Origin of the sequence: Sphingopyxis sp. (assembly GCF_035944815.1) — a bacterium.
Lineage (GTDB): Bacteria > Pseudomonadota > Alphaproteobacteria > Sphingomonadales > Sphingomonadaceae > Sphingopyxis.
In genome coordinates this window covers 25357-52086 of record NZ_DASZAU010000002.1, presented here as the reverse complement: position 1 = coordinate 52086, position 26730 = coordinate 25357, and the positions used below count along the sequence as shown (strand labels likewise).

28 protein-coding genes are annotated in these 26730 nt (G+C 65.8%); 11 read left to right on the top strand and 17 right to left on the bottom strand.

Features of this window, described 5'->3' with window-relative positions:
* Window positions 1-66 precede the first annotated feature (66 nt).
* The 4 genes from VGU00_RS01210 to VGU00_RS01195 all read right to left on the bottom strand — a co-directional run bounded on the left by VGU00_RS01210 (window position 67) and on the right by VGU00_RS01195 (window position 2449).
* On the bottom strand, window positions 67-816 hold the full coding sequence (locus VGU00_RS01210) for a hypothetical protein (protein WP_327464674.1): 750 nt from the start codon (window positions 814-816) through the stop codon (window positions 67-69).
* 86 nt (window positions 817-902) lie between these two features.
* A complete protein-coding gene (locus VGU00_RS01205; protein WP_327464672.1) occupies window positions 903-1343 on the bottom strand; it encodes a DUF1330 domain-containing protein in 441 nt (146 codons plus the stop codon).
* A complete protein-coding gene (locus tag VGU00_RS01200) occupies window positions 1340-1891 on the bottom strand; it encodes a GNAT family N-acetyltransferase (protein WP_327464670.1) in 552 nt (183 codons plus the stop codon). The genes VGU00_RS01205 and VGU00_RS01200 overlap by 4 nt, the downstream gene beginning before the upstream one ends.
* A gap of 159 nt (window positions 1892-2050) precedes the next feature.
* Window positions 2051-2449: a glycine zipper 2TM domain-containing protein gene (locus VGU00_RS01195; protein ID WP_327465745.1), complete on the bottom strand. Its 399-nt coding sequence runs from the start codon at window positions 2447-2449 to the stop codon at window positions 2051-2053.
* Window positions 2450-2628: 179 nt separating this feature from the next.
* Here VGU00_RS01195 and VGU00_RS01190 point away from each other — a divergent pair, with 179 nt between their 5' ends.
* Window positions 2629-2850 carry a hypothetical protein gene (locus VGU00_RS01190; RefSeq protein ID WP_327464668.1) on the top strand — a complete coding sequence of 74 codons (222 nt, stop codon included), beginning with the start codon at window positions 2629-2631 and terminating at the stop codon, window positions 2848-2850.
* 23 nt (window positions 2851-2873) lie between these two features.
* Window positions 2874-3791, top strand: coding sequence for an EamA family transporter RarD (gene rarD / locus VGU00_RS01185; RefSeq protein WP_327464666.1), 918 nt, complete (start codon window positions 2874-2876; stop codon window positions 3789-3791).
* Here the strand turns inward: rarD and pyrC are convergent.
* The gene (pyrC, locus tag VGU00_RS01180; protein ID WP_327464665.1) at window positions 3788-4813 is read right to left on the bottom strand and encodes a dihydroorotase; all 1026 of its coding nucleotides are present in this window, start codon (window positions 4811-4813) and stop codon (window positions 3788-3790) included. The genes rarD and pyrC overlap by 4 nt on opposite strands.
* A gap of 59 nt (window positions 4814-4872) precedes the next feature.
* On the opposite strand from pyrC, the gene VGU00_RS01175 reads away from it, so the two are divergent.
* The 4 genes from VGU00_RS01175 to VGU00_RS01160 all read left to right on the top strand — a co-directional run bounded on the left by VGU00_RS01175 (window position 4873) and on the right by VGU00_RS01160 (window position 7338).
* Window positions 4873-5601, top strand: a complete 729-nt coding sequence (locus VGU00_RS01175; protein WP_327464663.1) for a folate-binding protein — start codon at window positions 4873-4875, stop codon at window positions 5599-5601.
* Between the two features lie 32 nt (window positions 5602-5633).
* Window positions 5634-6218: a hypothetical protein gene (locus tag VGU00_RS01170; protein WP_327464661.1), complete on the top strand. Its 585-nt coding sequence runs from the start codon at window positions 5634-5636 to the stop codon at window positions 6216-6218.
* Between the two features lie 35 nt (window positions 6219-6253).
* The gene (locus VGU00_RS01165; RefSeq protein WP_327464659.1) at window positions 6254-6820 is read left to right on the top strand and encodes a retropepsin-like aspartic protease family protein; all 567 of its coding nucleotides are present in this window, start codon (window positions 6254-6256) and stop codon (window positions 6818-6820) included.
* Window positions 6821-6960: 140 nt separating this feature from the next.
* Window positions 6961-7338: a DOPA 4,5-dioxygenase family protein gene (locus VGU00_RS01160; protein WP_327464656.1), complete on the top strand. Its 378-nt coding sequence runs from the start codon at window positions 6961-6963 to the stop codon at window positions 7336-7338.
* 86 nt (window positions 7339-7424) lie between these two features.
* Here the strand turns inward: VGU00_RS01160 and VGU00_RS01155 are convergent, their stop codons facing one another.
* The 3 genes from VGU00_RS01155 to VGU00_RS01145 form a co-directional block, all read right to left on the bottom strand.
* Entirely contained in the window at window positions 7425-8537 is a 1113-nt protein-coding gene (locus VGU00_RS01155; RefSeq protein ID WP_327464654.1) for an ATP phosphoribosyltransferase regulatory subunit, read from the bottom strand.
* A gap of 53 nt (window positions 8538-8590) precedes the next feature.
* Window positions 8591-10177 carry a phosphoglycerate dehydrogenase gene (gene serA / locus VGU00_RS01150; RefSeq protein ID WP_327464652.1) on the bottom strand — a complete coding sequence of 529 codons (1587 nt, stop codon included), beginning with the start codon at window positions 10175-10177 and terminating at the stop codon, window positions 8591-8593.
* Window positions 10178-10283: 106 nt separating this feature from the next.
* Window positions 10284-11414: a phosphoserine transaminase gene (locus VGU00_RS01145; RefSeq protein ID WP_414713473.1), complete on the bottom strand. Its 1131-nt coding sequence runs from the start codon at window positions 11412-11414 to the stop codon at window positions 10284-10286.
* A gap of 181 nt (window positions 11415-11595) precedes the next feature.
* Between VGU00_RS01145 and VGU00_RS01140 the strand changes: the two genes are divergently transcribed.
* Together VGU00_RS01140 and VGU00_RS01135 are read left to right on the top strand one after the other, a co-directional pair.
* The gene (locus VGU00_RS01140; protein WP_327464650.1) at window positions 11596-12285 is read left to right on the top strand and encodes an extensin family protein; all 690 of its coding nucleotides are present in this window, start codon (window positions 11596-11598) and stop codon (window positions 12283-12285) included.
* A gap of 38 nt (window positions 12286-12323) precedes the next feature.
* A complete protein-coding gene (locus tag VGU00_RS01135; RefSeq protein WP_327464648.1) occupies window positions 12324-13196 on the top strand; it encodes an LOG family protein in 873 nt (290 codons plus the stop codon).
* Window positions 13197-13235: 39 nt separating this feature from the next.
* Here VGU00_RS01135 and VGU00_RS01130 read toward each other — a convergent pair whose 3' ends face one another.
* Window positions 13236-13667: a cytochrome c family protein gene (locus tag VGU00_RS01130; RefSeq protein WP_327464646.1), complete on the bottom strand. Its 432-nt coding sequence runs from the start codon at window positions 13665-13667 to the stop codon at window positions 13236-13238.
* Entirely contained in the window at window positions 13667-14320 is a 654-nt protein-coding gene (locus VGU00_RS01125) for a cytochrome c family protein (RefSeq protein ID WP_327464644.1), read from the bottom strand. The genes VGU00_RS01130 and VGU00_RS01125 overlap by 1 nt, the downstream gene beginning before the upstream one ends.
* Window positions 14321-14506: 186 nt before the next feature.
* Here VGU00_RS01125 and VGU00_RS01120 point away from each other — a divergent pair, with 186 nt between their 5' ends.
* Window positions 14507-15400, top strand: coding sequence for a prephenate dehydratase (locus VGU00_RS01120; RefSeq protein WP_327464642.1), 894 nt, complete (start codon window positions 14507-14509; stop codon window positions 15398-15400).
* A gap of 12 nt (window positions 15401-15412) precedes the next feature.
* Here VGU00_RS01120 and VGU00_RS01115 read toward each other — a convergent pair whose 3' ends face one another.
* The 7 genes from VGU00_RS01115 to VGU00_RS01085 all read right to left on the bottom strand — a co-directional run bounded on the left by VGU00_RS01115 (window position 15413) and on the right by VGU00_RS01085 (window position 24414).
* Window positions 15413-16087, bottom strand: coding sequence for a CDP-alcohol phosphatidyltransferase family protein (locus VGU00_RS01115; protein WP_327464640.1), 675 nt, complete (start codon window positions 16085-16087; stop codon window positions 15413-15415).
* A gap of 132 nt (window positions 16088-16219) precedes the next feature.
* Window positions 16220-16645 (bottom strand): hypothetical protein, encoded by a 426-nt coding sequence (locus VGU00_RS01110; protein ID WP_327464638.1) that lies wholly within the window; start codon window positions 16643-16645, stop codon window positions 16220-16222.
* 84 nt (window positions 16646-16729) lie between these two features.
* Window positions 16730-18313 carry a hypothetical protein gene (locus tag VGU00_RS01105; RefSeq protein ID WP_327464636.1) on the bottom strand — a complete coding sequence of 528 codons (1584 nt, stop codon included), beginning with the start codon at window positions 18311-18313 and terminating at the stop codon, window positions 16730-16732.
* Entirely contained in the window at window positions 18310-20007 is a 1698-nt protein-coding gene (locus VGU00_RS01100) for a molecular chaperone HscC (protein ID WP_327464634.1), read from the bottom strand. The genes VGU00_RS01105 and VGU00_RS01100 overlap by 4 nt, the downstream gene beginning before the upstream one ends.
* A gap of 122 nt (window positions 20008-20129) precedes the next feature.
* On the bottom strand, window positions 20130-22940 hold the full coding sequence (gene polA, locus VGU00_RS01095) for a DNA polymerase I (protein WP_327464632.1): 2811 nt from the start codon (window positions 22938-22940) through the stop codon (window positions 20130-20132).
* Window positions 22941-23000: 60 nt separating this feature from the next.
* On the bottom strand, window positions 23001-23468 hold the full coding sequence (locus VGU00_RS01090; RefSeq protein ID WP_327464630.1) for an AAC(3)-I family aminoglycoside N-acetyltransferase: 468 nt from the start codon (window positions 23466-23468) through the stop codon (window positions 23001-23003).
* A 103-nt stretch (window positions 23469-23571) separates the two neighbouring features.
* Entirely contained in the window at window positions 23572-24414 is an 843-nt protein-coding gene (locus VGU00_RS01085; protein WP_327464628.1) for a MipA/OmpV family protein, read from the bottom strand.
* A 134-nt stretch (window positions 24415-24548) separates the two neighbouring features.
* On the opposite strand from VGU00_RS01085, the gene VGU00_RS01080 reads away from it, so the two are divergent.
* Window positions 24549-25292, top strand: a complete 744-nt coding sequence (locus VGU00_RS01080) for a response regulator (RefSeq protein WP_327464626.1) — start codon at window positions 24549-24551, stop codon at window positions 25290-25292.
* Window positions 25285-26727 (top strand): HAMP domain-containing sensor histidine kinase, encoded by a 1443-nt coding sequence (locus tag VGU00_RS01075; RefSeq protein ID WP_327464624.1) that lies wholly within the window; start codon window positions 25285-25287, stop codon window positions 26725-26727. Before VGU00_RS01080 ends, VGU00_RS01075 begins: the two co-directional genes overlap by 8 nt.
* The last annotated feature ends 3 nt before the right edge of the window (window positions 26728-26730 follow it).

Below are 26730 nucleotides of genomic sequence, written 5' to 3'. Positions count from 1 at the left end.
AGGCCCCGGGATCCCTCTCCCCGGGGCCTTTTCACTTTGTCCCGTTAGCGGGGCGTTGCCGCGCGCTTATTTTCCGCCCGAAGCCACCAGATCGACGTCGGTCATGCCGCCGTCGCGGCGCAGCATCACGACATAGGCGAGGTCGCCCTTGGTGCCGCCGAGCATATGCTCGCTGCCGTTGACGCGATGATCGCTGGTGTAGCCGGCGCGCACCGCCATCGTATGATAATAGTCGAGCACGGCCTGCATCGACGCGGCGGTCTGGAAATTGACGACGCGGATGTTGCACTTGCCGCCCGCGACGCCGGCGGCTTCGCGCAGCGTCGCGCGCGGATAGAGCTTGAACGCGGCGGGCAGGCGGTCCGCCCACTGGTTGCCGTAAGTCAGCTTGGCGTCGCAGCTGCCCTTTTGCTGTTCGCGGGCGAGCGCGCCGATGGTGACGGGGCGTTTCTGCGCGTCGCATCCGTCGCATCCGGCCTCGAAGGGCAGCGCTTTCGGCGCGGTGAGCAATTTGCCCGCCGCCTGCGCGGCCGCGGCTTCGGCCGCAGTTGCGGCCTTGCCGCCCGCGACGCCCGGAACGCCGCCGTCGACCGGCTTGTTGCCCGGGCCGACGGCATTCTTGTTCGACTGACCCGAAAGCTTCGGGTCGACCATGATCTTGTCTTCGAGCGAGCCCTTGATCGCCGGATCGGCGTTGGTCAGGCCGTCGTCGAGCGGCGCCAGTTCGGCCTTCGCGTTGGGGTTGTCCCGGCAACCGGCGAGCGGCACCGTCGCCATCAGCAGGCCGGCGACAAGCCATTTTCCGCGCAACATCATCGCTAACACTCCCTTAATCGATTACCGGGAATGCCCGATCCTGATCAAAAAGGCCCAAATAAAATGCGTTAACGGGCGGGGCTATATTAGCCGAAAACTGTCTCGGAGCGAGACGCTTTCGGTGCGCAGCGGATCAGGCGCGAGGTTTCGACCGCCGCCTGACGATGAATGACGGCCGCACGATAGACCGGGTCGGTAACCATTTCCATGAAGGCGCCGCTGTTCGGATATTCGGCGATGAAGGCCGCATCCCAATGCTCGCCGACCGGCCCGATCACCATCGCTTCCATCGTGCCGGTCCAGACGACGCGGCCCCCGACGCGCGCAAACACCGGGCCGCTGTCGGCGCCATAATGACGATAGGCCTCGGCGCCCGTCAGGCCCTGTCCGGCGAGCGCGTGCCCGTCGGGATAGCTTGCCCGGTCCCTGAAGCGGACGAGGTTGAGCATGTGGATCACCGTGTCGCGCGGCAACGCCTTGAACGCGTCGAACTGTGCGCGTTCGGGATCGACATGCCGGTCGCTCACGGCCGGAATTCCTTGCGCTTGACGCGCCAGGCGTCGGCGCTTTGGGTCCAGGCGTCGACGGGGGCATCCTCGAAGGGCGCGGGAAGGCGCGTCGGGCCGCTGTTCGTTGCGCCCAGCCGTTTGGCGAGCGCCTGCGACCGGGTGTTCGCGGGATCGATGCTGTGCATCAGCTCGGGCCATTTCAGGAATTCGACGGCGAAGTCGCATGCGGCGACGCTACCCTCGAGCGCATAGCCCTTGCCGGCGAATTTGGCGCGCACGCCATAGCCGATTTCGGGCGCCGGCCAGCCGTCGGGTTCCCACGGACCGAGGCGCCCGACCCACTCGCCGGTCGCGCGTTCGATCACGGAGAACATCGAAAAGCCGCGAATGTGCCAGGCGCCGGCCAGCGTGCACCACATGCGCCAGGCCGACGCACGCGGGCAGGTGCCGCCGATGAAGCGCATCGTTTCTTCCTCGGAGCACATTGCGGCGAAGCCGTCGAAATCCTCGGTGGCGGGCGGGCGGAGGATCAGGCGCTCGGTGACGAGCAGGGGGCCGTTCAACATTATTCTCTCCCGCGGCAGGTGGCCCATGCTTCTGCGGCAAGAGGGTGATTTGGGCAAGTGCGCACGCTTGAGGGCACCGGCGTTAACCGGTGCCCTCGCCATCAGCGTGTACGGGCTGGAGGGGTCTCGAACCCGTACTCGAGACGGATGCGATAAGCCTTAGCGGCAGCGATATTTGTCGCGGTCGATCTCGCGGCCCAGCAGCGCGCCGCCTGCGGCGCCGAGAACGGTCCCGAGCAGCTTGTCGCCACCGCCGGCAATTTCGTGGCCGGCGAGGCCGCCGACTGCGCCGCCGATCAGAAGGCCGGTCGTGCCATTGTCCTTCTTGCAGCGATAGCGGCCGTCGTTGTCGCGCCAGATGCGCGTATCGCGGTTGACGCGTTCGTCACGCGCATAATAACGGCGATCCTTGCGCTTGCGATAAAAGTCCGACGACTGTTCGAACTCGTGATAGCCGGGCGCCTTGGCGGCGGAGGTGACGCCGGCGTGGAGCGGCGTCGTGCCAAGGACGCTGGCGGCGACGAAAGCGCCCATCAGGCCTTTGGTAAGAGTACGCATCATATATCCTTTCCTGGTTCCGCGCCTCCTTCCCTTGCGGGACCGGGCGCTTCGAAAGGGAGAACGAGCCGGGTCCGTGCCCCGTTGCATGAACCTGCGGCAACAAGACGAAACGAGCGCTTCCATCGACGAACCGAAAGGGTCTTGTCGCATCGCCGGCGGCATGCGACAGTCCGGCCATGCTCAATATCGCCTCGCTCGTCATCGGCGCTATCGCCCTCGTTCTGGCCGTTTTTGCGTTCATCCCGCTGCTTGGCTGGGCGAATTGGGTGATCGTGCCTTTTGCGGTGGTCGGGCTCGCGCTGGGGGCGATGTCGAACAGCACGTCGGGGCGCAATTTGAACATCGTCGTCATCGTCATCGGCGTCATTCGCCTGATGCTCGGCGGCGGCATCATCTGATCCTTTAGACAGTCCGGATAGCGATGGCACAGACACCGGCCCCGTCGGGGAGCAATCAGGGCGGGCTGCCCTATGCGCTCGCAGCCTATGGCATCTGGGGCTTCGTCCCGCTTTTCTTCAAATTGCTGAGCAGCGTCCCGCCGGTCGAGGTGCTGGCGCAGCGGATCATCTGGTCGCTGCCGCTCTGTTTTATGATCATGCTGTTCCGCAAGCAGATCGGCGAATATATGACCGCGCTGAAGGACTGGCGAACGCTGCGGCTGCTGATCGCCAGCGCGGTGCTGATCGCGGTCAACTGGCTCGTCTATATCTTCTCGATCTTCACCGATCATGTGCTCGCGGCGAGCCTCGGCTATTATCTGAACCCGCTCGTCAATGTGATGCTGGGCATGATCTTTCTTGGCGAGCGGCTGTCGCGGTTGCAGCTGGCGGCGGTCGTGATCGCGGGTGTCGGCGTCGCGATCCTGCTTGCGGGTGCACTCGATACGCTGTGGATCAGCCTGACGCTGGCTTTCTCGTTCGGCATCTATGGCCTCATCCGCAAGATTGCACCGGTGGGGTCGCTGCCGGGGCTCGCGGTCGAGACGACGGTGCTGCTCATCCCGTCGCTGGCGGTCTCGGCCTTTTACCTGTGGGCGGGCGACGGGCGCGGGTTCGGATCGGACTCGTCGATCAGCCTGCTGCTGATGGCGGGCGGGATTGTCACCGCCGTGCCGCTTTTGCTCTTCGCGACCGCGGCGCGGCGGATGAGCTATGCCGCGCTCGGCTTTGTCCAGTATCTGGCGCCGACGGTGCAGTTCCTGCTGGGGCTGTTCATATTCGGCGAGCCGCTGAAACCCGTGCAGCTCGCCTGTTTCCTGCTGATCTGGGTCAGCATCGCGGTGTTCAGCTTCGACATGTGGCGCAAGATGCGCGCCGAGCGGCAGGTCCCCGCGGCCTAGCCGACGAAGCGCCAGCCGATCGTTTCGCCCGCGTGGAAGGGAACGACCTCGCCGATCCGGTCGGGGACGACGACGTCGGCGCGTTCGAGCGTGATCGTGCCCTCGTTGAGCGGCAGGCCATAGAAGCGCGGGCCATGCTCGCTGGCAAAGCCCTCGAGATTGGCGAGCGCGCCGTCCTGATCGAAGGCCATGGCATAGCTTTCGATCGCATAGGGCGCGTTGAAGATGCCGGCGCAGCCGCATGAGGCTTCCTTGGTATGCACCGCATGCGGCGCGCTGTCGGTGCCGAGGAAGAATTTGGGCGAGCCCGATGTCGCCGCCTTGCGCACCGCGAGCCGGTGATGCTCGCGCTTGGCGACGGGCAGGCAATAGGCGTGCGGGCGGATGCCGCCGACGAGCATCGCGTTACGATTGATATGGAGATGCTGCGGCGTGATCGTCGCGGCGATATTGGCGGGCGCGTCGGCGACGAACGCGGCGGCTTCGGCGGTCGTGATATGCTCGAAAACGATTTTCAGGCCGGGCAGCGCGCGCACCAGCGGTTCGAGCGTGCGTTCGATGAACACCGCTTCGCGGTCGAAGATGTCGACGTGCGTGTCGGTGACTTCGCCATGGATCAGGAGCGGCATGCCGATCTCCTGCATCTTTTCGAGCACGCCCATGATGTTTGCGACATCGGTGACGCCGTGCGCGCTGCCCGTGGTCGCGTGCGCCGGGTAGAGTTTGGCGGCGGTGAAAACGCCCTCGGCATGGCCGCGCGCCATCTCGTCCGGGTCGCTGTGATCGGTGAGGTAGGCGACGATCAGCGGCGTGAAGTCGAGCCCGGCGGGTACCGCGGCGTTGATCCGGTCGCGATAGGCGCGGCCTTCTTCGGCGGTGGTGACCGGCGGCGACAGGTTCGGCATGACGATCGCGCGCGCGAACTGGCGCGCGGTATATTGCGCGACATGGTCGAGCATCGCGCCGTCGCGCAGATGGACGTGCCAGTCGTCGGGGCGGCGGATCGTCAGGCGGTCGGTCATCGAAAAAGACTCGTCGATAGTGGGCTTGGCTTTGGCTGCCGCGTCCCTAGATTATCGCCATGGCCAATACCACCCTGATCAACCGCGCCCTCATCCGTCTGTCGGGGGAGGACGTTCGCGGCTTCCTGCAGGGGCTCGTCACCAACGACACATCGGGCAATTTGCCGGTGTGGGCGGCGTTGCTCTCCGCACAGGGCAAGGCGCTGTTCGATTTCCTGATCTGGGGCGACGGCGACGATGTGCTGATCGATTGCGAGCGCGATGCGGCGGGCGATCTGGCCAAGCGGTTGACGCTTTACCGGCTTCGCCGCGCGATCACGATCGAGCGCGAGCCCGATCTTTGTGTCCATTGGGCGCCCGAAGGCGACCTTGGCGTTGTCGATCCGCGCCTGCCCGACCTGGGGCAGCGCTGGCTTGCGCCCGCGGATGCGGGCGCGGAGGGAGCCGACGCGCGGTGGCAAGCGCACCGGCTGGCGCTCGGCGTCACCGAAGGGCGCGCCGAGCTTGGCGACGGGACGACGCTCTGGCTCGAATGCAATGCCGCCGAACTGAACGGCGTCAGCTTCACCAAGGGCTGTTACGTCGGGCAGGAAAATACCGCGCGGATGAACTGGCGGCAGAAGGTCAACCGGCGGCTCGTCGTGGTGCCGCTGAGCGAGGCCGACGAGAAAAGGCAGGTGATCGCCTATCCCGAACTCGGCTGGTCGGTCGAGCATCGGCGGACCGAGAATGTCGACGCCGCCGCAGCGCCGGCGTGGATGCGCGAAGGGCTCGCCGCCGGTTCATGACAGATGCAGCCTTTGCTGCTAGATTGCCGGCCATGCGCTTCCTGCTGATTTCGTCGGCGCTTGTCGCCATCCTCGCCTCCTCGGCGCCCGCGATTGCGGCACCGGCTTCGCTGTTGCCGACCGAGCCCGAGGTGGCGGCGCCGGCTTCCCGACTCGTTCCGCTGGCTGCGGATTCGGCGTGGACCCCGCGCTTTGCGGCGGCGGCCGACGAGCTGGTCGCCGCGCTCCGTTCGCGCGACGAGGCCGCGTGGGCGCCGCTGCTCGGCGGCCAATGGCTGTCGGCGCCCGACCGTGCGCGCGTCAAAAGCCTTCTCGTCGATCGGCAGAGCCCGTTTCTGCATGCCCTTTTCTCGAAGGGCTTTACGCACCGCGCGATCCTTGGCTGGACCGCGCCCGCGTCGCTGAGCGCCGACGAGCGTGCGGCGATCGAGGCTGGGAAAGAGGCCGAAGCGCTGGTGTGCTGGTCGGCGGGCGGCGACGGGGCCGGGCCCTGGCCCGCGACGGCGATCGAAGCCGACAACCGCCCGGGACGCACCTATGCCTGCGCGCGGATCGCTTATTCGATCCGCGGCGACACCCCGATCTGGCGGGCGTTCATCGAACAGGCGCCCGTTTAACCAATAACCAATAAGTGCCTGCGAAAAGGCGCGTCATGATCGGGCGTTTTCTTGGCTTGGCGGCGGTGATCGCCATAGCGTCGATCGGCATGGCGGGGATCGCCGGCCGATCGTCGCCCGATCGGGCTGTCGAAGCATCGACCGCTGTTTCGGGCAATCACGACAATTGGACGACGCACAAGGTTCGCAAGGACCGGGCGCTGGCCGCGGCCGAAGCCGAAGGCCGGGCGGACTCGCCCGGCGAGGTGCTGATCGGTCGTTCGGGCGATTCGCATTTCTATGCCGACACCGAAATCGACGGCACCAATATCCGGATGCTGGTCGACAGCGGCGCGTCGATCGTCGCGCTGACGCGCAGCGATGCCGAAGCGATCGGCATCGACGTCGATAGCTTGCCGGTCAGCGGGACCGCGCGCACGGCGGGCGGCGACGTGCCAATGCGCACGGTGATGCTCGACAGCGTCGAAATCGAAGGGCTCGAAGTGCGGCAAGTGCAGGCGGCGGTGGTCGATGCCGATATGGGGGTGTCGCTGCTCGGGCAAAGCTATTTGTCGCGCCTCGCGGCGGTGAATGTCGAAGGCGACACGATGACGCTGCGCTGAAGGCGGGCCGGGGTAGCAAGCGCATGCTTGCTCATTCTCCTTTTTCATGCTCGGGCTTGACCCGGGATCGACCTTTCCCTTCAACGCTCGCAGGCTCCGGATCAGGTCCGGGGCGACGCGACCCAGAAAGCGATGCCTGTATGACGAACCCCGACGCGCCCTATCATGCGCATATCTATTATGATCCCGCCGAGCGGCCCGCTGCGGTGGCGCTGCGCGACGCGTTCGGCGAAGATCCCGCCATGCTGTTCGTCGGGGCGATGACCGACCGTCCAGTCGGTCCGCATCCGATCGCGCAATATGAGGTGCACTTCCTCGCCCGGTCGCAGGACGCCGTTATCGCGGCGATCGAGGCGACGGGGCTGCGCGCGCTGGTTCATCCGCTGACCGACGACGACCTTGCCGACCACACCAGCCTTGCGCACTGGATCGGTGAACCGGTCGAACTCGACGTGACCGTGCTCGACCCGCCGGGATTCAATCAGGGCGTGGCGCGTTTCGGCGGGGCGGATTTCTAGGCGCGTGATCCCCGGCGAAGGCCGGGGCCCAGAAATGCCGCGCAACCTGTCCATGGGCCCCGGCTTTCGCCGGGGGACACGGTGAGTCAGGCCTCGACCGGGCCGTCCGCCGTCAGCACATAACCGCAGCCGAGTGCGCGCGCATCATCGCTCTCCGACAGCGCGGCGACCGTCTGCCAATCGTCGGCGCGCAGGCTTGCGGCGAGCGCGGCGTCGTGGCCGAGGGGCAGGAAGATGCGGCGTTCGGCGTCATTCTCGGCGCCGAGGCCCGCGTCGATCAGCGGATCGGGATAGAGCGAGAAGCCGACGGCCGATTCTTCCTGTTCGCCGACGGGGATCGAATAGCCGCCGCCGCGGCCGACCGCGTCGCCCTGTCCCGGCACGAAAATCTGGAAACCGAACCAGCTTTGATAGGCGAAGCCGTGGCGTTCGGTCGGGTCGAGCGTCAGCGTGACGCGGTCGCGGATCGGCGCGGCGATCGCTTCGAGCGCATCGATGCGCGCGGCTAGGACGCCCGCAGTGTCGAACGCGCGGAGGTCGGCGATCGCCCGATCGAAGGGGCCGGTCGCGCGGAGCAAGGGCAGATAGGCGGCGGCGCCGATCCGCGTCAGCGCGCCGGCGTCCTTGGCGTCGAGTTCGTCGCGCAGTTGCTGAATATCGGCATCGACGGGCAGCGGGCCGTTCGCGAGCAGGTCAACGACGTCGGGCAGGGTGAAGTCGATCGTAACCGGCCCGATGCCCGCGGCTTCGAGCGCGTCGATCGCGACCGAGACGATTTCGCGCGCCGCGGCGACGCTGTCGCTGCCGATCAGCTCGGCGCCGACCTGGAGCATCTCGCGCGCGGGGCGGAGCTGGCTGGCGCGCAGTTTGACGACCTGTCCGGCGTAGCAGAGGCGCAGCGGCCGCGGGGCCTTGGCGAGCAGCGAGGTCGCGATGCGGCCGACCTGCCGCGTGATATCGGGGCGCAGCGCGAGCGTGCGCTGCGACACCGGATCGGTGAAGCGCAGGAGGTCGCGGGTCGATCGCTCGTCGTCGCCGCCGAGCGTCTCGCGAAATTCGGCGAGCGGCGGGGAGACGCGGCCATAGCCGTGCGCGCGCATCGCATCGACGAGCGCGCGCGTGACGCGCGAGGCGGCCTCGGCCTGCGTGGGCAGGCGATCGCGGAGGCCTTCGGGCAGCAGGGCAGGGGCCTTGGTCATGGAGCTGGCCTTAGGCGGGTGGCGGGAGCGTTTCAACCGCTCCCGCCGGATGGTCAGAACTTGAGGCCCTTCACCGTCTTCACGCCCGGAAGCTGGCAGAGCTGCCACAGAAGCGGTTCGGGCATCGGCGAGTCGAGGCTCAAGAGCAGCACCGCTTCGCCGCCCGCGGCGCGGCGGCCGAGGTGGAAGGTGCCGATGTTGAGCCCGGCTTCGCCGAGCGCGGTACCGATGCGGCCGATGAAGCCCGGCGCGTCCTCGTTGACGATGTAGAGCATATGGCCGTCGAGATCGGCCTCGACCTTGATGCCGAACATCTCGACAAGACGCGGGTCGCCGTTGCTGAACAGCGTGCCCGCGACCGAGCGGTCGCCGGCTTCGGTCGCGACGGTGACGCGGACGAGCGTGTGATAATCGCCGTCGCGATCGTGGCGCACTTCGCGGACATCGAGCCCGCGTTCGCGCGCGAGGTGCGGGGCGTTGACCATGTTCACGCTGTCCGAATAGCGGCGCATCAGGCCGGTGAGCACCGCGGCGGTGATCGGCTTGAGGTTGAGCTCGGCGGCGGCACCCTCGACCTCGACCGAGATGGTGGTGAGGTTGTCGTGTGCGAGTTGGCCGACGAGGCTGCCGAGCTTTTCGGCGAGGCTCATATAGGGGCGCAGCTTCGGCGCTTCCTCGGCCGACAGGCTGGGGACGTTGAGCGCGTTGGTGATGCCGCCGGTGAGCAGATAATCCGACAGCTGCTCGGCGACCTGGATGGCGACATTGACCTGTGCTTCGTCGGTCGACGCGCCAAGGTGCGGCGTGCAGATGAAGTTCGGCGCGCCGAACAGCGGATGGTCGGCCGCCGGCGGTTCTGTCTGGAACACGTCGAGCGCGGCGCCCGCGACATGGCCGCTTTCAAGCGCGTCCTTGAGCGCCGCCTCGTCGATCAGCCCGCCGCGCGCGCAGTTGATGATGCGGACGCCCTTCTTCGCCTTGGCGATATTTTCCTTCGACAGGATATTGCGCGTCTGGTCGGTCAGCGGCGTGTGCAGCGTGATGAAATCGGCCTTGGCAAGTAAAGTGTCGAGATCGGCCTTTTCGACGCCGAGTTCGATCGCGCGCTCGGGGGTCAGGAAGGGGTCGAAGGCCACGACCTTCATGCGGAGGCCAAGGGCACGCTCGGCGACGATGCTGCCGATATTGCCGCAGCCGATCAGGCCGAGCGTCTTCGACGTGAGTTCGACGCCCATGAAGTCGTTCTTCGGCCACTTGCCCGCCTGGGTGCCGGCATTGGCTTCGGGGATCTGGCGCGCGAGCGCGAACATCATCGCGATCGCATGTTCGGCGGTGGTGATGCTGTTGCCGAAAGGCGTGTTCATCACGATGACGCCCTTTTTCGACGCCTCGGGAATGTCGACATTGTCGACGCCGATCCCGGCGCGGCCGACGACCTTGAGGTTCGTCGCGGCGGCGAGGACGTCGGCAGTGACCTTGGTGGCCGAGCGGATGGCGAGGCCGTCATAGTCGCCGATCATCGCGATCAGCTCGTCCTTGGTCTTGCCGGTGATGACGTCGACGTCGATGCCGCGTTCCTTGAAGATCGCGGCGGCTTTGGGGTCCATTTTATCGGAAATCAGAACTTTGGGTGCGGTCATGTCTATGATCCTTTAACCTCGTCATTCCCGCGAAAGCGGGAACCCAGTGTGGGGTTGGCCCACGCACGCTCTGGGTCCCCGCTTTCGCGGGGATGACGAACAATTGTTACGCGGAGAGGGTTTCGTAGGCCCAGTCGAGCCACGGGCCGAGCGCTTCCACATCGGCGGTGTCGACGGTCGCGCCGCACCAGATACGCAGGCCCGGAGGCGCGTCGCGGTAGCCCGCGATGTCATAGGCCGCGCCTTCGGCTTCGAGCAGCCCGGCGAACTCCTTGATGAAGCCCTCGTCCGCACCTGCAACCGACAGGCAGACCGAAGTCTTCGAGCGGCTGGCGGGATCGGCGGCGAGGTGGCTGAGCCAGTCGCGTTCCGAAACGATCTTGTCGAGCGCGGCGGCGTTCGCATCGCTGCGGGCCTTGAGCCCGTCGAGACCGCCCAAGGACTTCGCCCATTCGAGCGCGAAGATCGCATCCTCGACCGCAAGCATCGACGGCGTATTGATCGTCTCGCCCTTGAACACGCCCTCGGCAAGCGCGCCCTTGCTGACGAGGCGAAACACCTTCGGCAGCGGCCAGGCGGGGGTGTAATTCTCAAGCCGTTCGACGGCACGGGGCCCAAGGATCAGCACGCCGTGCCCGCCTTCGCCGCCGAGCACTTTCTGCCAGCTGAAGGTCGCGACGTCGATCTTGTCCCAAGGCATGTCGTAAGCGAACACGGCCGAGGTCGAGTCGGCGAAGGAGAGGCCCTCGCGGTCGTCGGCGATCCAGTCGCCGTTCGGGACGCGGACGCCGCTGGTGGTGCCGTTCCAGGTGAAAAGCACGTCGTTCGACCAGTCGACCTGCGTCAGATCGGGAAGCTGGCCGTAGTCGGCGCGGATGACGGTGGGGTCGAGCTTGAGCTGCTTGGCGGCATCGGTGACCCAACCTTCGCCGAAGCTTTCCCATGCGAGCGTCGTGACGGGGCGGGCGCCGAGCATCGTCCACATCGCCATTTCGAAGGCGCCGGTGTCCGAGCCCGGCACGATGCCGATGCGGTGCGTGTCGGGAAGCTGCAGCATCTCGCGCATCAGGTCGATGCAATAGGCGAGGCGCGTCTTGCCGATCTTCGCGCGATGCGAGCGGCCGAGCGATTCGGTCTGTAGTTTTTCGGGGGACCAGACCGGCGGCTTGGCGCAGGGTCCGGAGGAAAAATAGGGGCGCGTCGGGCGCACCTGTGGCGTCGTCACTTCACTCATCATAGTCTCTCCTTGCAGAGAGCTCGCGCGGCGTTGGGGCCGCGTGGCCCGGCGCCGCGTTTAGGGTCGGGGGCGCAACTGTCAAACAAATTGCACGGGCCGCGCGAAATTTTCGACGAGTGGAGAAATAGGTATACAGCTTGTTAACCATTTCGTCGGTATTTTGACGGCCATGCCGATCCCGATGTTTCTGAAGCCCCGGATATTGATCGCGACCTGCGCGGCACTGGCGCTTTCGGCCTGTTTCGGTGCGCCGGAAGCGATGAAGAACAGCGGCAGCAAGCGTCCCACGGCAAGCAAACCGAGCCGTCCGCAAGCCGTCGGCACCCCCTCTTTCACCAGCGCCGAGGCGCAGCAATGCGCGTTCGACCTGAAGCAGGCCGGCGTGCGCTTCACCCCGCTGCCCAATCAGGATCATGGCGGCGGCTGTACGTCGATCGATTCGGTGAAGCTGCTCGATGTCGGCACGCCGGTGTCGGGGCTGGGCGCGATGACCTGTCCGCTGGCGAAGAATTTCGCGGCCTGGGCGCAATATGCGGTGAAGCCCGCAGCGCGCAAATATTTCGGGCAGGAGGTCGTGAAGATCGAGACGTTCGGCACCTATAGCTGCCGCAACATCTATGGCGGCCGGTCGGGGCGTCTGTCGCAGCACGCCTATTCGAACGCGATCGACGTGTCGGGCTTCGTGCTCGCCGACGGACGCCGCATCATGCTCGACGGCGGGTGGAAGGGCGACAAGCCGTCGCAGGAGTTCCTGCGTGCGCTCCACAAGTCTGGCTGCCGCCGCTTCGGGACCGTGCTCGGCCCCGACTACAATGCGGCGCATTATAATCATTTCCATTTCGACATGAGCGGCAACGGTTACTGCCGCTGAGCTTGGCAAAGCCGGCCGAACCGGCTAGCCGTCCGCCAATGGCAGAAGATAAACAACCCCATCGTTCACGTTTCCACAAAGCCAAGGACGACGCGCAGTTCGCCAAGCAGGCGACCACCACCCCCCAGACCGCGCACCCCGCCTACAAGCTGGCGTTCCAGGACAAGGATTTCCTGCTGCGCGAGGATTTGCGTCCCGTCCGCTTCCAGCTCGAACTGCTGAAGCCCGAATTGCTGCTCGACGAAGCGGGCATCGAGTCGACGCTGGTCATCTATGGTTCGGCGCGCATTCCCGAGCCGTCGCAGGCCGATGCGCTGGAGGCGGCCGCGACCGACGATGTGCAACGCAACATCGCCCGCCGACTGAAGGCGAAGGCGAAATATTATGACGAGGCGCGCGCGCTGGCGCGGCTCGCGAGCCAATATCCGTGCGACGATAATGGTTGCCGCCATTTCGTCGTCTGTTCGGGGGGCGGGCCGTCGATCATGGAAGCCGCGAACCGCGGCGCCGACGACGAAGGCCGCGAATCGATCGGGCTCAACATCGTGCTACCGCACGAGCAGGCGCCGAACCGTTTCGTCACGCCGTCGCTGAGTTTCCAGTTCCACTATTTCGCGCTGCGCAAGATGCACTTTCTGCTCCGCGCGCGCGCGGTCTGCGTCTTCCCCGGCGGTTTCGGTACCTTCGACGAGATGTTCGAGCTGCTGACGCTGATCCAGACGGGCAAGATCAAGCCGATCCCCATCGTGCTCTTCGGCAAGGAATTCTGGCACCGCGTCGTCAATTTCGATGCGCTGGTCGAAGAGGGCGTGGTGAGCGCGCGCGATCTCGACCTGTTCAAATTCGTCGAGACCGCCGACGAGGCGTGGAAAATCATCCAGGATTTCTACGCGAATATTGAACAGCATTGAGCCGTCCATCGCCCCCGCGCAGACGGGGGCGATGTAACGCTATTTCTGGCTTTCCAGATAGAGGATCAGCGCCTTGCGGTCGGCATCGTCGGCGACGCCCGCAAAGGCCATACGCGTGCCCGGAACATCCTTCATAGGCGATTTGAGATAGGCGTCGAGCGCGGCCTCGTCCCAGGCGCCGCCCTTGGCCTTCATCGCGCCCGAATAGGAAAAGCCGTCGTGCGAGGCGACCTGCCGTCCGACGACGCCGTGGAGATTGGGGCCGATGCCGTTTGCACCGCCCTTGTCGATCGTGTGGCACGCGACGCAGCGTTTGAAGACCTGTTCGCCCATCGCCGCCGTCGGCGCGACGGCGGGGGTTTCGGGGGCTGAGCCGGACGCCGCCGGCGCCGATGCGCTGCCCTGTTCGTCGCTCTTGCCGCAACCGGCGAGCGCAAGCGCGCCCGCCAGCAGGACGGGCGCGATCCGCATTATTTCTTGGCTTCGGCCGGAGCGGGGGCTGCTGCCGCTGCGTCGGCGGCCGGGGCGGCCGCGCCTTCGGCGGCGGGTGCCGCTGCTGCGCCTTCGGCCGGCGCGGCGCTTTCGGCAGCCGCGGGCGCGGCTTCGGCGGCGGGAAGCGGCAGGTTCGAACCCTGTGTGTTCATGTAGACGATCAGGTTCGCGCGGTCTTCGGGGCTCGACAGGCCCGCGAAGGACATTTTGGTGCCGGGGGCATATTTACGCGGGCTGGTCAGCCAGGCGTTCATGCCTTCGAAATCCCAATTGCCGGGAACCGACTTCAGCGCGTCCGAATAGGCGAAGCCCGGGACATGGCCGTGGGTCTTGCCGAGCGCGCCGAACAGATTGGGGCCGATACCGTTGGCACCGCCCGAATTGATCGTGTGGCAGGCAGCGCATTTCGCGAACACCGCTTCGCCCTTTGCCGGGTCGGCGGCGGCGAGCAGGTTGGCGAGCGGAACGGCCGATTCGCCGCCACCCGCGCCGGCTTCGGCGTCTTCGATCGGGAAACCGGGCTTTTCCGGTGCGTGGCTCGCGAACAACATCTGCGACCCGATGGTCAGGCCCAGCGCGCAAATGCCGGCAAACAGCACCCAGCCGGCAATAGTATTGTTGCGATTGTCCATGCTCTAGCAGCCCCGTTAGCTGACGCCCGTGTGCCGGGCGCATATTTGATTTGGACGCTCCCTTACTGGCGCGGCGACGGCGGCGCAAGGGGATGAAATCGGGTGAGGGGGCGAAGTGTGCGGGCGCCGGTTGCGCGGCCGCGACCGGGCGGCTATGCGCCGCGGCTCCACCCTTGGAAGGCAGTCATGGGCAGTTATTCGGCTTCGGCGCAGCATCTGGTCGACGAAATGCGGGCGGTTGCGCTCGCCGAACCCGCGCGCGGGCTGGCGTTTCAGGGCGCGCCGGGTGCGAACAGCGACCTCGCCGCGCGCGAATATGACGCGAACTCGCTGCCGCTGCCCTGCTATGCGTTTCAGGATGCGATCGATGCCGTGCGCGACGGCCGCGTCGACCGTGCGATCATCCCCATTGAAAACAGCCTGCACGGCCGCGTTGCCGACATTCATTTTCTGCTGCCCGAATCCGGCCTGTCGATCATCGGCGAGCATTTCTTGCCGATCCGTTACGGGTTGATGAGCCGCGACCTTGGCCCCGTGACGCGCGCGATGAGCCACGAGCAGGCGCTCGGCCAATGCCGCCACTGGCTGCGTGCCAACAATATCGCGCCGGTCGCGCACAGCGACACCGCGGGCGCCGCGGCGTGGGTCGCCGACAGTGACGAGGTGGGGCTGGCCGCACTCGCGCCGCCGCACGCTGCCGAGCTTTACGGGCTGACGCTGCACGGGACGGGGATGGAGGATGCGGACCATAATATGACGCGCTTCGTCGTGCTCGCGCGCGAACCACTGCCCGATTTTTCGGCGATCGAAGGGCCGGTGATGACGACCTTCATGTTCGAGGTGAAGAATATTCCGGCGGCGCTTTACAAAGCGCTTGGCGGGTTCGCGACCAACGGCGTCAACATGACCAAGCTCGAAAGCTATCAGACGGGCGGCAGCTTTGCGGCGACGCAATTCTATGCCGATATCGTCGGCGCCCCGGGCGACGAGCGGATCGACCGCGCGCTTGAGGAACTCGACTTCCAGACCAAGTCGCTGCGCCTGCTCGGCACCTATGCGCAGGCGCGGGTGCGGCCCTGAGGTAAAATGGACTTAGCCGCCGCGGCGGCGGAGCATCCGCGCGGTTGCCGACGTCTGGACGATGAACAGCGTCACGAGGATGCTGGCGACGATGAGTGCGAACAGGTCGAACGACGAGAAGTTGGTGCCCTTGATATCGTCTCCGCCGACGATCGGCATCAGCACGGTCATCGCCATCAGCATCAGCCGTAGCTCGGTCGGGCCGCCCGCCATGTAGGACAGGCGGAATTCGCCGAGGATCTTGGCCGAAATGAAGGTGTGGATCGACAGCAGGAAATAACCGATGACCCCCATCAAGGCGACGTCGAGCCGCATATAGGGGCTCATCCCGATCGCGCTGATCATCAGGAAGGTCGCGAGCGCGTCGACGCTATGGTCGACGAAATAGCCGTAATTGGGGCGTTCGATGCCGCGCCAGCGCGCGAGGCTGCCGTCGAGCGAGTCGCCGAACCAGTTGACGATATAGCCGGCGAGCGAGAGGCCGAGCCATTCGCTGTCGAACCAGCTGAGCAGATAGCCCGCAGCGACGAGGCAGGCACCGACGAAGCCGAGGGCGGTCAGCTGGTCGGGGGTAACCCAGCGGGGCAGCCTGGCGCACAGCCAGTTGAGCAGGCGGCGCTCGCTGCGCGCGAGGATATTCTGCTGGATGCGGACCGGCGCCTTGGCGACGGGTTCGAACTTGCTCATGTGGACCCTTTGTTACCGGCTGTCACAAAGGTGCCAGTCAGATGTCATCGCCCCGTCATAGAACGAAAGTCGGCAGGGCGAAAGGGCGGGGCGGTCGGCGCGGCGCGCGGAGGCGCCGCCTTGCCGAACGGGTCATTCCTGCCAGGGGCCGATTTCGCCGACTTCGCCGATCGTGCGAAACCGCACCGCACCGTCGATCCACGCGACTTCCCACATCGGTGCGGGGCGCGCCCATTCGCCGATCACGAACAGCGGCAGCTTATTGGTCGCGACAAAGGCGAGATCGTCGGGCGTCGGGCCGGGGACGATCGTTTCGGACCGTTGGTGCAGCCGGACGACTGCGAGCGTGCCCGGCGGCGGGGGCGGCAGCGACTGGCGCGCCGAAAAGCCGATGCTCGCGGCGATCGCGGGAAATCCCTTGTCGTCACGCGCGATCAACAGGACCTTGTCGGCGTTGACGAAGGGGCCGCCGACCGGGCGGCCGACGACCTTGCGCCCCGCGATCGCGGCGAATTCGCGCAGGTCGGTGTCGGCGACGGGCGGTCCTCGCTCCGCCACTTGCAACGTCGCAGCGGAGGGACCGGGTGGCGTTGCAGGAGCTTGCAGCTCGGCCAACAAGGTTAGTAGGGATAAGAGCATGGCTTACCTGAGAATTGCCGACAGGATGGCGCCAGCTTCTGATTCGGGGATTAGAGGTATCCGATTGTAGAGCGCCTGCGTTGCGGCGCAAACATCCCCGTCGGGCGCTCTCTTGTCAGTCAGCGCGCGCCGCAACGCGACTGGCGACAATCCGGTTTCCGATGCCAGCTTGTTCAGCAGTTCGTCCGAAGGTGTCCAAGGGAGCGACGGTTTCGCCGCTGGGAGCTGCGGCAGCCAGTCATAGACCATCGCGTACATATGATAACGATAGCTCTGCGGGACGACGTTAGAATTGACGGGGCTATTCAAGAAGTCCCCAGGTTTACGAAGAAATTTGGCGCAGACAGACGCATCGCCGCCGATCCTGCCCAGCAGGATCTGGCGTTGTGCAATTTCTTCGAGCTTCTGTTCGGCGGGCAATCGACCGAGGATCGTAAAATATTGATCGACGATCATTTCGGCCATTTCCGCTTCGAATGCGGCGGGGCGATCTTTGTGAAGCGCCCAGACTTCTTCCATCTGCTCGTATAATTTGGGATTGCGGGCCTGGATCCGCGAAGGGTCTCGATCATCCGCAAATGCCTGCGGCAGACGCGCTTGCACATAAGTTGCAAAGGCGACGTCGGGATCGGTTTGGCTATAGGCTCCTGCAGCGGGCTCGTCGATTATGCGAACGGATTGGCCGTTGTCCGCCATCCGGCCGATTACGGCCAGCGCGAAAAAGACGAGCGCGATCCATGTCCAGACGCCGGGCCCCTTGACGTCGCGGCCCTCGATGCGTTTTTCCCACCGCGCGACGAGGTCGGCCTGCCAGTGATCCTGTTCCAGCCAGGGAAAGTCGCGGCGCACCGTTGCGATCAGATTGCCCATCCGGCCATGATCGATCGCGCGAAAGAAAAGGGGGCCTTTGACGCGCCCCTGGACCAGTTCGGTCCACTCGCGATGATAGGGGTGATCGCGTCGCCGGATGTCGTCGACGAGCGCCTGCCCCTCATGTGCGCCGACGAGCCAGGGGATCGCCGGATGGATGCCGAGCTCATGCGCGCGCTCGTTCCATTCGAAACGCTCGGCAACCTGCGGGAAAAGGCGCGCGGCGCGCGGATAGCGCTGGGCAAGCAGTTCGGCGAGCCAGATCTCGACGCGCGCGAAATGGCCGAGGTCGGCCATGCGGTCGTCGGCGAACAGGGCGTCCAGATGGCGCTGGAGTTCGGCCGCGTCGGCGTCGCCCAGATCGCCCTCGGCGGTGAACAGCTCGACCATCCGGTGAAAGCGCTGGTCGTCGCGCTCGTCATATTCGACGCTGAATTGCGGGCGTTCCACCGGGTCGTCGACGAACTCCGCTTCGACCCGCGGCGCTTCGGCGAGCAGATCGTCGAGTTCGCCCGCCAGATCGCCGGCGGGAGGCGCCGCATCGAGAAATTCGCCCGACAGCGCGGCGTCGCGCGCTTCGCGCAGGTCCATGAAGGCCTCGGGGGCGGCGTCGGGGTCGAGCGCCTTGAGCTTGCGCGCATAGGCCTCGCGGATCGTCTTGCGATCGTCGGTACGCGCGATGTCCAGCAGGCTCCACGGCCAGGACATGTCGGTCACAGCCGGTAGTCCCGTTCCATCTCCTCGAGCGCCGCGGTCAGCCTGCCCCGGGCCTCCTCGATCGCGCGCTGGTCCTGCCGTTCGATCACGCCTTCGAAATCGAGCATCATGCGCGCGATATGGTCGCGTCGGTCGTCGATGAACTCTTCATAGAGCCGCGCCGCCCATCCGACGACGAACTGGTTTTCGGCGACGTCGCGCGGGTGGGTCTTGAGCGCCGCGAGCTCGGTGCGCCGTGCCTCGAGCTGTTCGGGGGTCAATTGGTCGACCTCGTCCATGATCAGCATCGACCTGGTTTCGCCGGTGTCGGGAATGGTCACGTCGACGTCGAGCATGCCCGACGTGTCGTAGGTGAAGCGGCAGTCGATCGACACTTCGCCGGCCGGGCGCGGCGGGATCGCCATTTCCATCGTGCCGAGCAGGATATTGTTCGCGACCTCGCGCGATTCGCCCTGATAGATGTTGAGGCGAATGACCTTCTGGTTGTCGGCCATCGACGAATAATTGTTGGTGCGGCTGATCGGCGTGGGGCTGTTGCGGCTGATGATCGGCGAGAACAGCCCGCCGCGCAGGCGGCCGTGGCTGTCATATTCGGTCACCTCGATCCCGAGCGTGAAGGGACAGATGTCGGTCAGCCGGACCTCGTCGAGCGCGGCGTCGCGGCTGACGAGCCCGGCCTGGATCGCCGCGCCGATCGCCACCGCATGATCGGGGTGGACGACATGGTTGGGGAAGCGGCCGAACATCTTGGTGATCGCCTTGCGGATGATCGGCATCCGCGTCGCGCCGCCGACGAGCACGATGTCGCTGAGATTTTCGATGCGCAAATTGCTGTCGCGCAGCGAACGCAGGATCGGATCGCGGAGGCGCGTGAGCAGCGGTTCGGCCAGCTTTTCGAATTGATCGGCGGTGATCGACAGGTCGAACGACTTGTCCGAGAGGACGAGGCTGACCTTTGCTTCGGGCTGGTCGGAAAGCGCGCGCCGTGCGGCATCGGCCGCCTGGAACAGCCGCGCGTCGAGCAGGTTGCGCCGCACGTCCGACGGAAATTCGTGGGTTTCCATCCAGTGCGCGATGATCGCGTTGGTGAAATCGTCCCCGCCCAGCCGATTGTCGCCCGACGATGCGCGAACCTCGACGATCGAATCGAACATTTCGACGATCGACACGTCGAAGGTACCCCCGCCAAGGTCGAACACGAGAAAGGGTTCGCGGTCTTCCTTGTCGGCGATGCCGAAGGCAAGCGCGGCGGCGGTCGGTTCGTTGAGGAGCCGCGCGACCTTGAGCCCCGCCAGTTCGCCGGCGCGGCGCGTCGCCTTGCGCTGCTTGTCGTTGAAATAGGCGGGAACGGTGATGACCGCCTCGGTCACCTCTTCGCCCGTTGCGGCTTCGATATCCTCTTTCAGGCTGCGCAGGACGATCGCGGAAAGATCCTCGGGCTTGAACGCGAAGCGGCCGATCTTGATCGTGCGATTGGTGCCGATGTAGCGTTTGAAACTGGTGACCGCTTCGCCGGGCTTGACCGGCCAGTGATTGAGCGCCGGCTTGCCGACGAGCGTCGTACCGTCGGGCAGCAAGGCAACGGCCGACGGTGTAAGCAGGTCGCCCAAGGCATTGGGAATGAGCCGCGCTTCGCCATTTTCATACACTGCTACGGCACTGTTGGTCGTGCCGAGATCGATACCGACGATCATTGTCCCCCGAAATCCCCCCGTGCCGGGCGGCATGAATCTCCGTTCGCCGCCCGAAATTTATCCCGATTGCGTCTCGACTGCCCCAAGTCGTGCCGACCTGCAATTCGGAAATTCCATGCCGATCAATGCGCTTCGCCCCAACTGCGGCCGGTCCCGACCTCGACTTCGAGCGGGACCGAGAGTTTGAGCGCGGGTTCGGCGGCGCCCGACATCACCGCGCGGATCACTTCGCCCGCGGCTTCTGCCTTGTCCTCGGGCGCCTCGAACACGAGTTCGTCGTGGACCTGCAGCAGCATCTTGACGTCGGCGAGGCCGGCGTCGGCCAAAGCTTTCGGCATACGCGCCATCGCACGCTTGATGAGGTCGGCGCTGGTGCCCTGGATCGGCGCGTTGATCGCGGCGCGTTCGCTGCCCGCACGCTCGTTCTGGTTTGCCGCCTTGATGCGCGGGAACCATGTCTTCCGGCCGAACAGCGTCTCGGTATAGCCCTTCGCGCGCGCGCTTTCGAGGGTGTCGGTGATATAGTCCGAAATGCCGGGGAAGCGCTCGAAATAGCGCGCGATCAGCGCCTGCGCCTCGTCGGGCGTGACTTCGAGCCGGCCCGCAAGGCCCCAGCGCGAAATGCCGTAGAGGATCGAGAAATTGACCGTCTTGGCCTTGCCGCGCGTGTCGCGGTTGACCTCACCGAACAATTCGATCGCGGTCGCGCTGTGGATGTCCTGTCCCTGCGCAAAGGCCTCCTTGAGTTCGGGGACGTCGGCCATATGCGCCGCGAGGCGGAGCTCGATCTGGCTATAGTCCGCGGCGATCAGGACATGACCCGGCGCGGCGATGAAGGCGTCGCGGATCTGGCGCCCGGTCTCGGTGCGGATCGGGATATTCTGCAGGTTCGGATCGGTCGACGACAGGCGCCCGGTCTGCGCGCCGACGAGGCTGTAGCTGGTGTGCACGCGCCCGGTCGTTGCGTTGATCTGCCCTTGCAGCGCGTCGGTATAGGTCGACTTCAGCTTCGCGAGCTGGCGCCATTCCAATATCTTGCGCGCGATCGGCACGCCGTCGCGTTCGAGGCGTTCGAGTTCGCTCTGGTCGGTCGACCAGTCGCCCGACTTGCCCTTGCGCCCGCCCTTCAGGCCGAGCTTGTCGAACAGGATTTCGCCGAGCTGTTTCGGGCTGCCGATCGCGAAGGGCTGGCCGGCGAGCGCGTGGATCTCGCCTTCGATGCGCAGCATTTCGTTCGCGAATTCGCCCGACAGCCGCGCGAGATATTCGCGGTCGACCATGATGCCGGCGCGCTCCATCCCTTCGACGATCGACGCGAGCGGGCGGTCGACCATCTCGTAGATGCGCGTCCCGCCCTCGACCGGCAGGCGGAGCTTGAGCAGCTTCCACAGCCGCCACGCCACCTCGGCATCCTCGGCCGCATATTGCGTCGCGCGGTCGAGCGGTACCTCGGCGAAGCTGATCTGCGACTTGCCTGTGCCGCACACTTCCTTGAACGAGATGCAGACATGATCGAGGTGGAGCTTCGACAATTCGTCGAGCCCGTGCTGATGCTTGCCCGCGTCGAGCGCGAAGCTCATCACCAGCGTATCGTCATAAGGGGCGACGGTGATGCCGTGCTGCGCGAGCACGCCGATGTCATATTTTAGGTTGTGCCCGACCTTCAGCACCGCATCGTCGGCGAACAGTGCGTGGAGGCGGCCGATGGCGACGTCCATCGCGATCTGTTCGGGCTTTTCGGCGAACATGTCGGTGCCGCCATGACCGAGCGGGATGTAGCAGGCGCGGCCCGGCGCGGTCGCCATGCTGACGCCGACGAGGGTGCCGGTGACGCTGTCGAGGGTCGCGGTCTCTGTGTCGATCGCGACGACATGCGCGGCCTTTGCTTCGGCGATCCAGCGGTCGAGCGCCTCGACCGTCGTCACCGTTTCGTAAAGCGCGCGGTCGATCGGCGGCATCGCGGGCAGCGTCGGCATCGACGGTCCGGCGGGCGCCGCCGCCGGAGCCGCAGCCGCGCGCGGCAGCGTCGGCGGGCCGCCCGGCGTGGCGCCGAGGTCGAGCTTTGCCGAGAGCGAGCGGAAGCCATGTTCGTCGAGGAACAGCTTCAAAGGTTCGGGCGGGATCGCGCCGAGCTTCAGCGTGTCGAGCGCGTCGGGCAGCGCGACGTCGCGTTTCAGGTCGACAAGGATGCGCGACAATTCGGCCATCGCGCGATGCTCGATCAGATTGTCGCGAAGCTTCGATGCTTTCATACCCTCGGCGCCGTCAAGCGCGGCGGTGAGATTGCCATATTCCTGGATCAGCTTGGTCGCGGTCTTGGGACCCACGCCGCGGACGCCGGGGACATTGTCGACGCTGTCGCCCATCAGCGCGAGCACGTCGCCGACGAGGTCGGGGGTGACACCAAACTTCTCGTTCACCGCTTCCAGCCCGAGGCGGACATTTTTCATCGTGTCGAGCATGTCGACCTGCGGACCTTCGCTGGGCTCGCGGATGAGCTGCATCAGATCCTTGTCGGAAGAGACGATGGTGACGTCCCAGCCCTCGCGCACCGCGGCTTCGGCGTAGCTCGCGATCAGGTCGTCGGCCTCGAAGCCTTCCATCTCGATGCACGGCAGCGAGAAGGCGCGCGTCGCGTCGCGGATCAGCGGGAATTGCGGACGCAGATCCTCGGGCGGTTCGGGGCGGTTCGCCTTATACTGGTCGTAAATCTCGTTGCGGAACGACTGGCTCGAATGATCGAGGATGACGGCGAGGTGCGTTGGTCCATCGGCGTCGTGCAAATCCTTCGCCAGCTTCCACAGCATCGTCGTGTAGCCATACACCGCACCGACGGGCACTCCCTTGGGGTTCGTCAGCGGCGGCAGGCGGTGATAGGCGCGGAAGATGTAGCTGGAGCCATCGACCAGATAGAGATGATTCTTGTCGGACATCGCGCGGATGTAGCAGGGGAGGTGCGGGCGGCCTAGCGCGATGTTCCCTTTTTCGTCCCGTCAGCGACGCGGCAGCGGCGGCAGGTCGAAATGCATCACATCCTCGCGGACGCCGAGCTTCGCGTAGAGCGCAACCGCCGGATCGTCGCCATAATCGGCCTGAACGAACACCGCCCATGCCCCGGTTTCGGCAGCGATATGCTGGAGTTCGGCGATCAGCGCGGTAGCGATGCCGCGGCGCCGATACGCCGCGGCGACCGCGAGGTCGTAGAGATAGATTTCGCTGCGCGCCGCCTCGAGCTTGGGGAGGTCGTAGGCGGTGAGACCGCCGACGACCTCCCCGTCTTGCTCGGCGACCAACAGGATCACGGTCGGCATGCCGAGCTGGCGCGTCAGCCAATCGTCGTCCGGACGATCGGCGCGATAGGTCTCGCGGTCTTCGAATGCATCGCCGTAAAGTGCATTCAGCGCGCGCATCGCCGCGATGTCGGCCGGGTCGAGGCGGCGTACCGCAATGTCCTTGGTCATGGCGTGATCCTAACAAGCCGCCTGCCCCGGCGATAGTCGCGGGAGCAGGCGGCTGCGAGACGGGCTGCGGAGAGGGTGAGGGATGCCGCAGGTCTCGCGTTCGTTAGAAGCGATAGGCGACGAACACGCCGCCCTGCCACTGGTCGGGCGATCCGCGCAGCCGCACCAGCGGAGCGTCCTTCGCATCGTTCAGCAGCCGCGTGTAACCGCCGGTCGCGGCGATCATCCAATGGTCGCTCAGGCGGTAGGTCAGCGCGATATTCGCGCCGGCATCCTTGATGCCCTTGCCAGCCGTATAGACGGAGAGCCCGCTGCGCGCGGCCTGCGTCGGCGTCACACCGAAATAGGCGCGCATATATTTTTCGTCGGCCCAGCTCGTCGTGCCGCTCAGCGAAAGCGACAGATCATCCGACAGGTCGAAATCGACGCCGCCCGACGCGGTCCCGACCACGCCTTCATGACCGCCGGCGACATCCTTTGCCACCGAAAGCGCGACCCACGCCGGCCCGACGTCGAGCCGGGCCGCGCCGCCGACCTCGATCGCGGTGTCGACCTTGCCGAGCCCGGCAAGCGCAGCATTGCGCTTTTCGGCCCGGTCGCGGCGAAAGCGCGCGACCGGGCCGAGGCTGATCTTCACATCGTCGGCCGGTCTGACGCGGACGATGTTCACGCCGACCTCGGGCCCGCGCAGATAGGCGATGTCCTTGTACCCTACCGAGAGATAGGGGAAGGGCAGGACCTCATTGTCCTTCGATCCCTCATAGTCGGGCGCATAGATAGCGCCTGCCCCCAGCACGATATTCCAGTCGCCGCCATCGGCCGGGGGCTCCTGTGCATGGACGTCGGCGGGGGCGAAGAGGAAGGCGGCGGTGACCGCCGCCGCACTCGCCGCGATCGCGAGCGACTGTTTCAGCGTGGGGGTGTCGGTTGATCGGGGAATGTTCATGGAATCTCCGGGGGATGGACAAGGCCCCGTCGATCTAGACCGCCGCCCGGCCGGGCCGATAACGCGCCCGTATCGATTTGTTTCAATATGTGTCGGCTAGAGACTTGGCGCGGTCCGGCGGCTATCGTCGCGGCATGTCGACAGCCCGGCAATCGCATATCCTTGTGGTCGACGACGACCGTCATATCCGCACGATGCTGGCGCGCTATCTGAGCGATCACGGCCTGCGGGTGACGATGGCCGACGGCGGCCGGCAGATGATGGAGCAGTTTGCGCGGCACGCGTTCGACGTCGTCGTGCTCGATGTCATGATGCCCGGCGACGACGGCTTTACCCTTTGCCAGCGGCTCCGCGCATCGAGCCCCGTGCCGATCATCCTGCTGACCGCGCGCGATACCGAAACCGACCGGGTGATCGGCCTCGAACTCGGGGCCGATGACTATGTCGCGAAGCCGTTCAATCCACGCGAACTGCTCGCGCGGATTCGCGCGATGCTGCGCCGCGCGACGATGGCTGCGGCGCCGGCGGCTGCGGTTGCCAAGCAAGCGCGCTTCCGGTTCGCCGGCTGGACGCTCGACCTCACGAAGCGCGCGCTGACCTCGCCGCGCGGTACGCGCGTCGACCTGACGACGGGCGAATTCGACCTGCTGACCGCACTCGCGCAGCATCCGCAGCATGTGCTCAGCCGCGACCAGCTGCTCGACCTCGTCCACGGGCGCAGCAACCTCAACATCGATCGCAGCATCGATGTCCAGATCAGCCGGCTTCGCCGCAAGATCGAGGAGAATCCGCAGGAGCCGTCGCTCATTCGTACGGTCCGCAACGGCGGCTATTTCTTCGCCGCCGATGTCGAGAGCGGAGCGTCGCCCTATGCGTAGCCCGGGGGTGGGGTTCCGGCCGCGCGTCTCGCGACTGAGGCTGGCGCCGCGGATCGGTATCGCGATCGTGCTCACGGTCGGCGCGGCCTATCTGCTCAACCAGAGCCTGCAATATCTGATCCCGCCGCCGCCTTTCGTGATGGTCGAACGCGCCTGGCTGATCGATTCGGTTGCGAGTGCCGCGGGTGTTGCCGAAACGCGTGCAGGCGCCCCCCGCGACAAGGCGCTTGGGGCGCTGGCGGCGTCGCAATATCTCGACTTTTCCGTGACCCGCGCCGCGTCGCCGATCGCGCAGGAATCGGGTTCGCTGTTTGCCGACGGCCTGCGACGATCGATCGCCAAGGCTGTCGGCATTCCCGCCGCGCGGGTTGCCGTCGTGACGCAGGTTTATGACGAGCAGAATACGGAACGGTCGGCACATAATGCGATCGTCGTCATTCCCGAGCTTCCGGCGGTGCTCCGCTCCGAAACGCTCGCGAGCAGCGAAAGCAGCGTGCTTGGCGAACTCGTCATTTCGGTAGCGCTGGACGACGGCAGCCGGCTGGCCGTGACGCAGCGCAACCTCACGACATCGTGGCGCCACTATACGCGCATCGCCTTCGGTATCGTCGGCAACCTGCTGATCGTCATCCTCTTCTCGGTATGGATCGCGCGCAGCATCGTCGTGCCGCTGACGCGGCTGTCCGCGGCGATCGATTCGCTCGGGCGCAACCGCGAACCGGCGCTGATCGGCGAGATGCGCCTCCCCGAATATGCTGCGATTGCCGACAGCTTCAACACGATGCAGCTGCGGCTGAAGCGGTTCATCGACGAACGCATGGGGATGCTCGCGGCGATCTCGCACGATTTGCGCACCCCGCTCACGCGGCTCCGGCTGATGGCCGAATATGTCGACAATCCGGAACAGCGCGAGCAATTGCTGCTGAACGTCGACGAGATGGAAACGATGGTCGGCGACGCGCTGGCGTTCATGCGGTCGGAAGCGCTGAGCGAGAAGGTCGAGGTCGCCGATCTGGCGGTGCTGCTGATCAGCCTGACCGACGAATATGGCGATTTCGGCCATCGGGTTTCGTACAGCGGCCCCGAGCATGCCGACCTGCCCTGCCGCCCGGTCGCGCTGAAGCGCGCCTTTTCCAACCTGATCGCCAATGGCTGCAAATATGGCGGCGCGGTCGAAGTCCGGCTTGCCGTCACCGCCGAGGCCTTCGCGGTCGATGTACACGACGAGGGTGACGGCATCCCGCCCGAATATGAGGAACGCGCGTTCCAGCCGTTCGAGCGGCTCGAAACATCGCGCAGCCGCGAGACGGGCGGGTCGGGGCTGGGACTCGCGATCAGCCGCGATATCGTGAACAGCCACGCCGGCGAGATAAGTTTCCGTCGGCCGGCGAAGGGCTTTATCGTCCATGTGCGGTTGCCGCGCCCGGCGGCGTAAAAC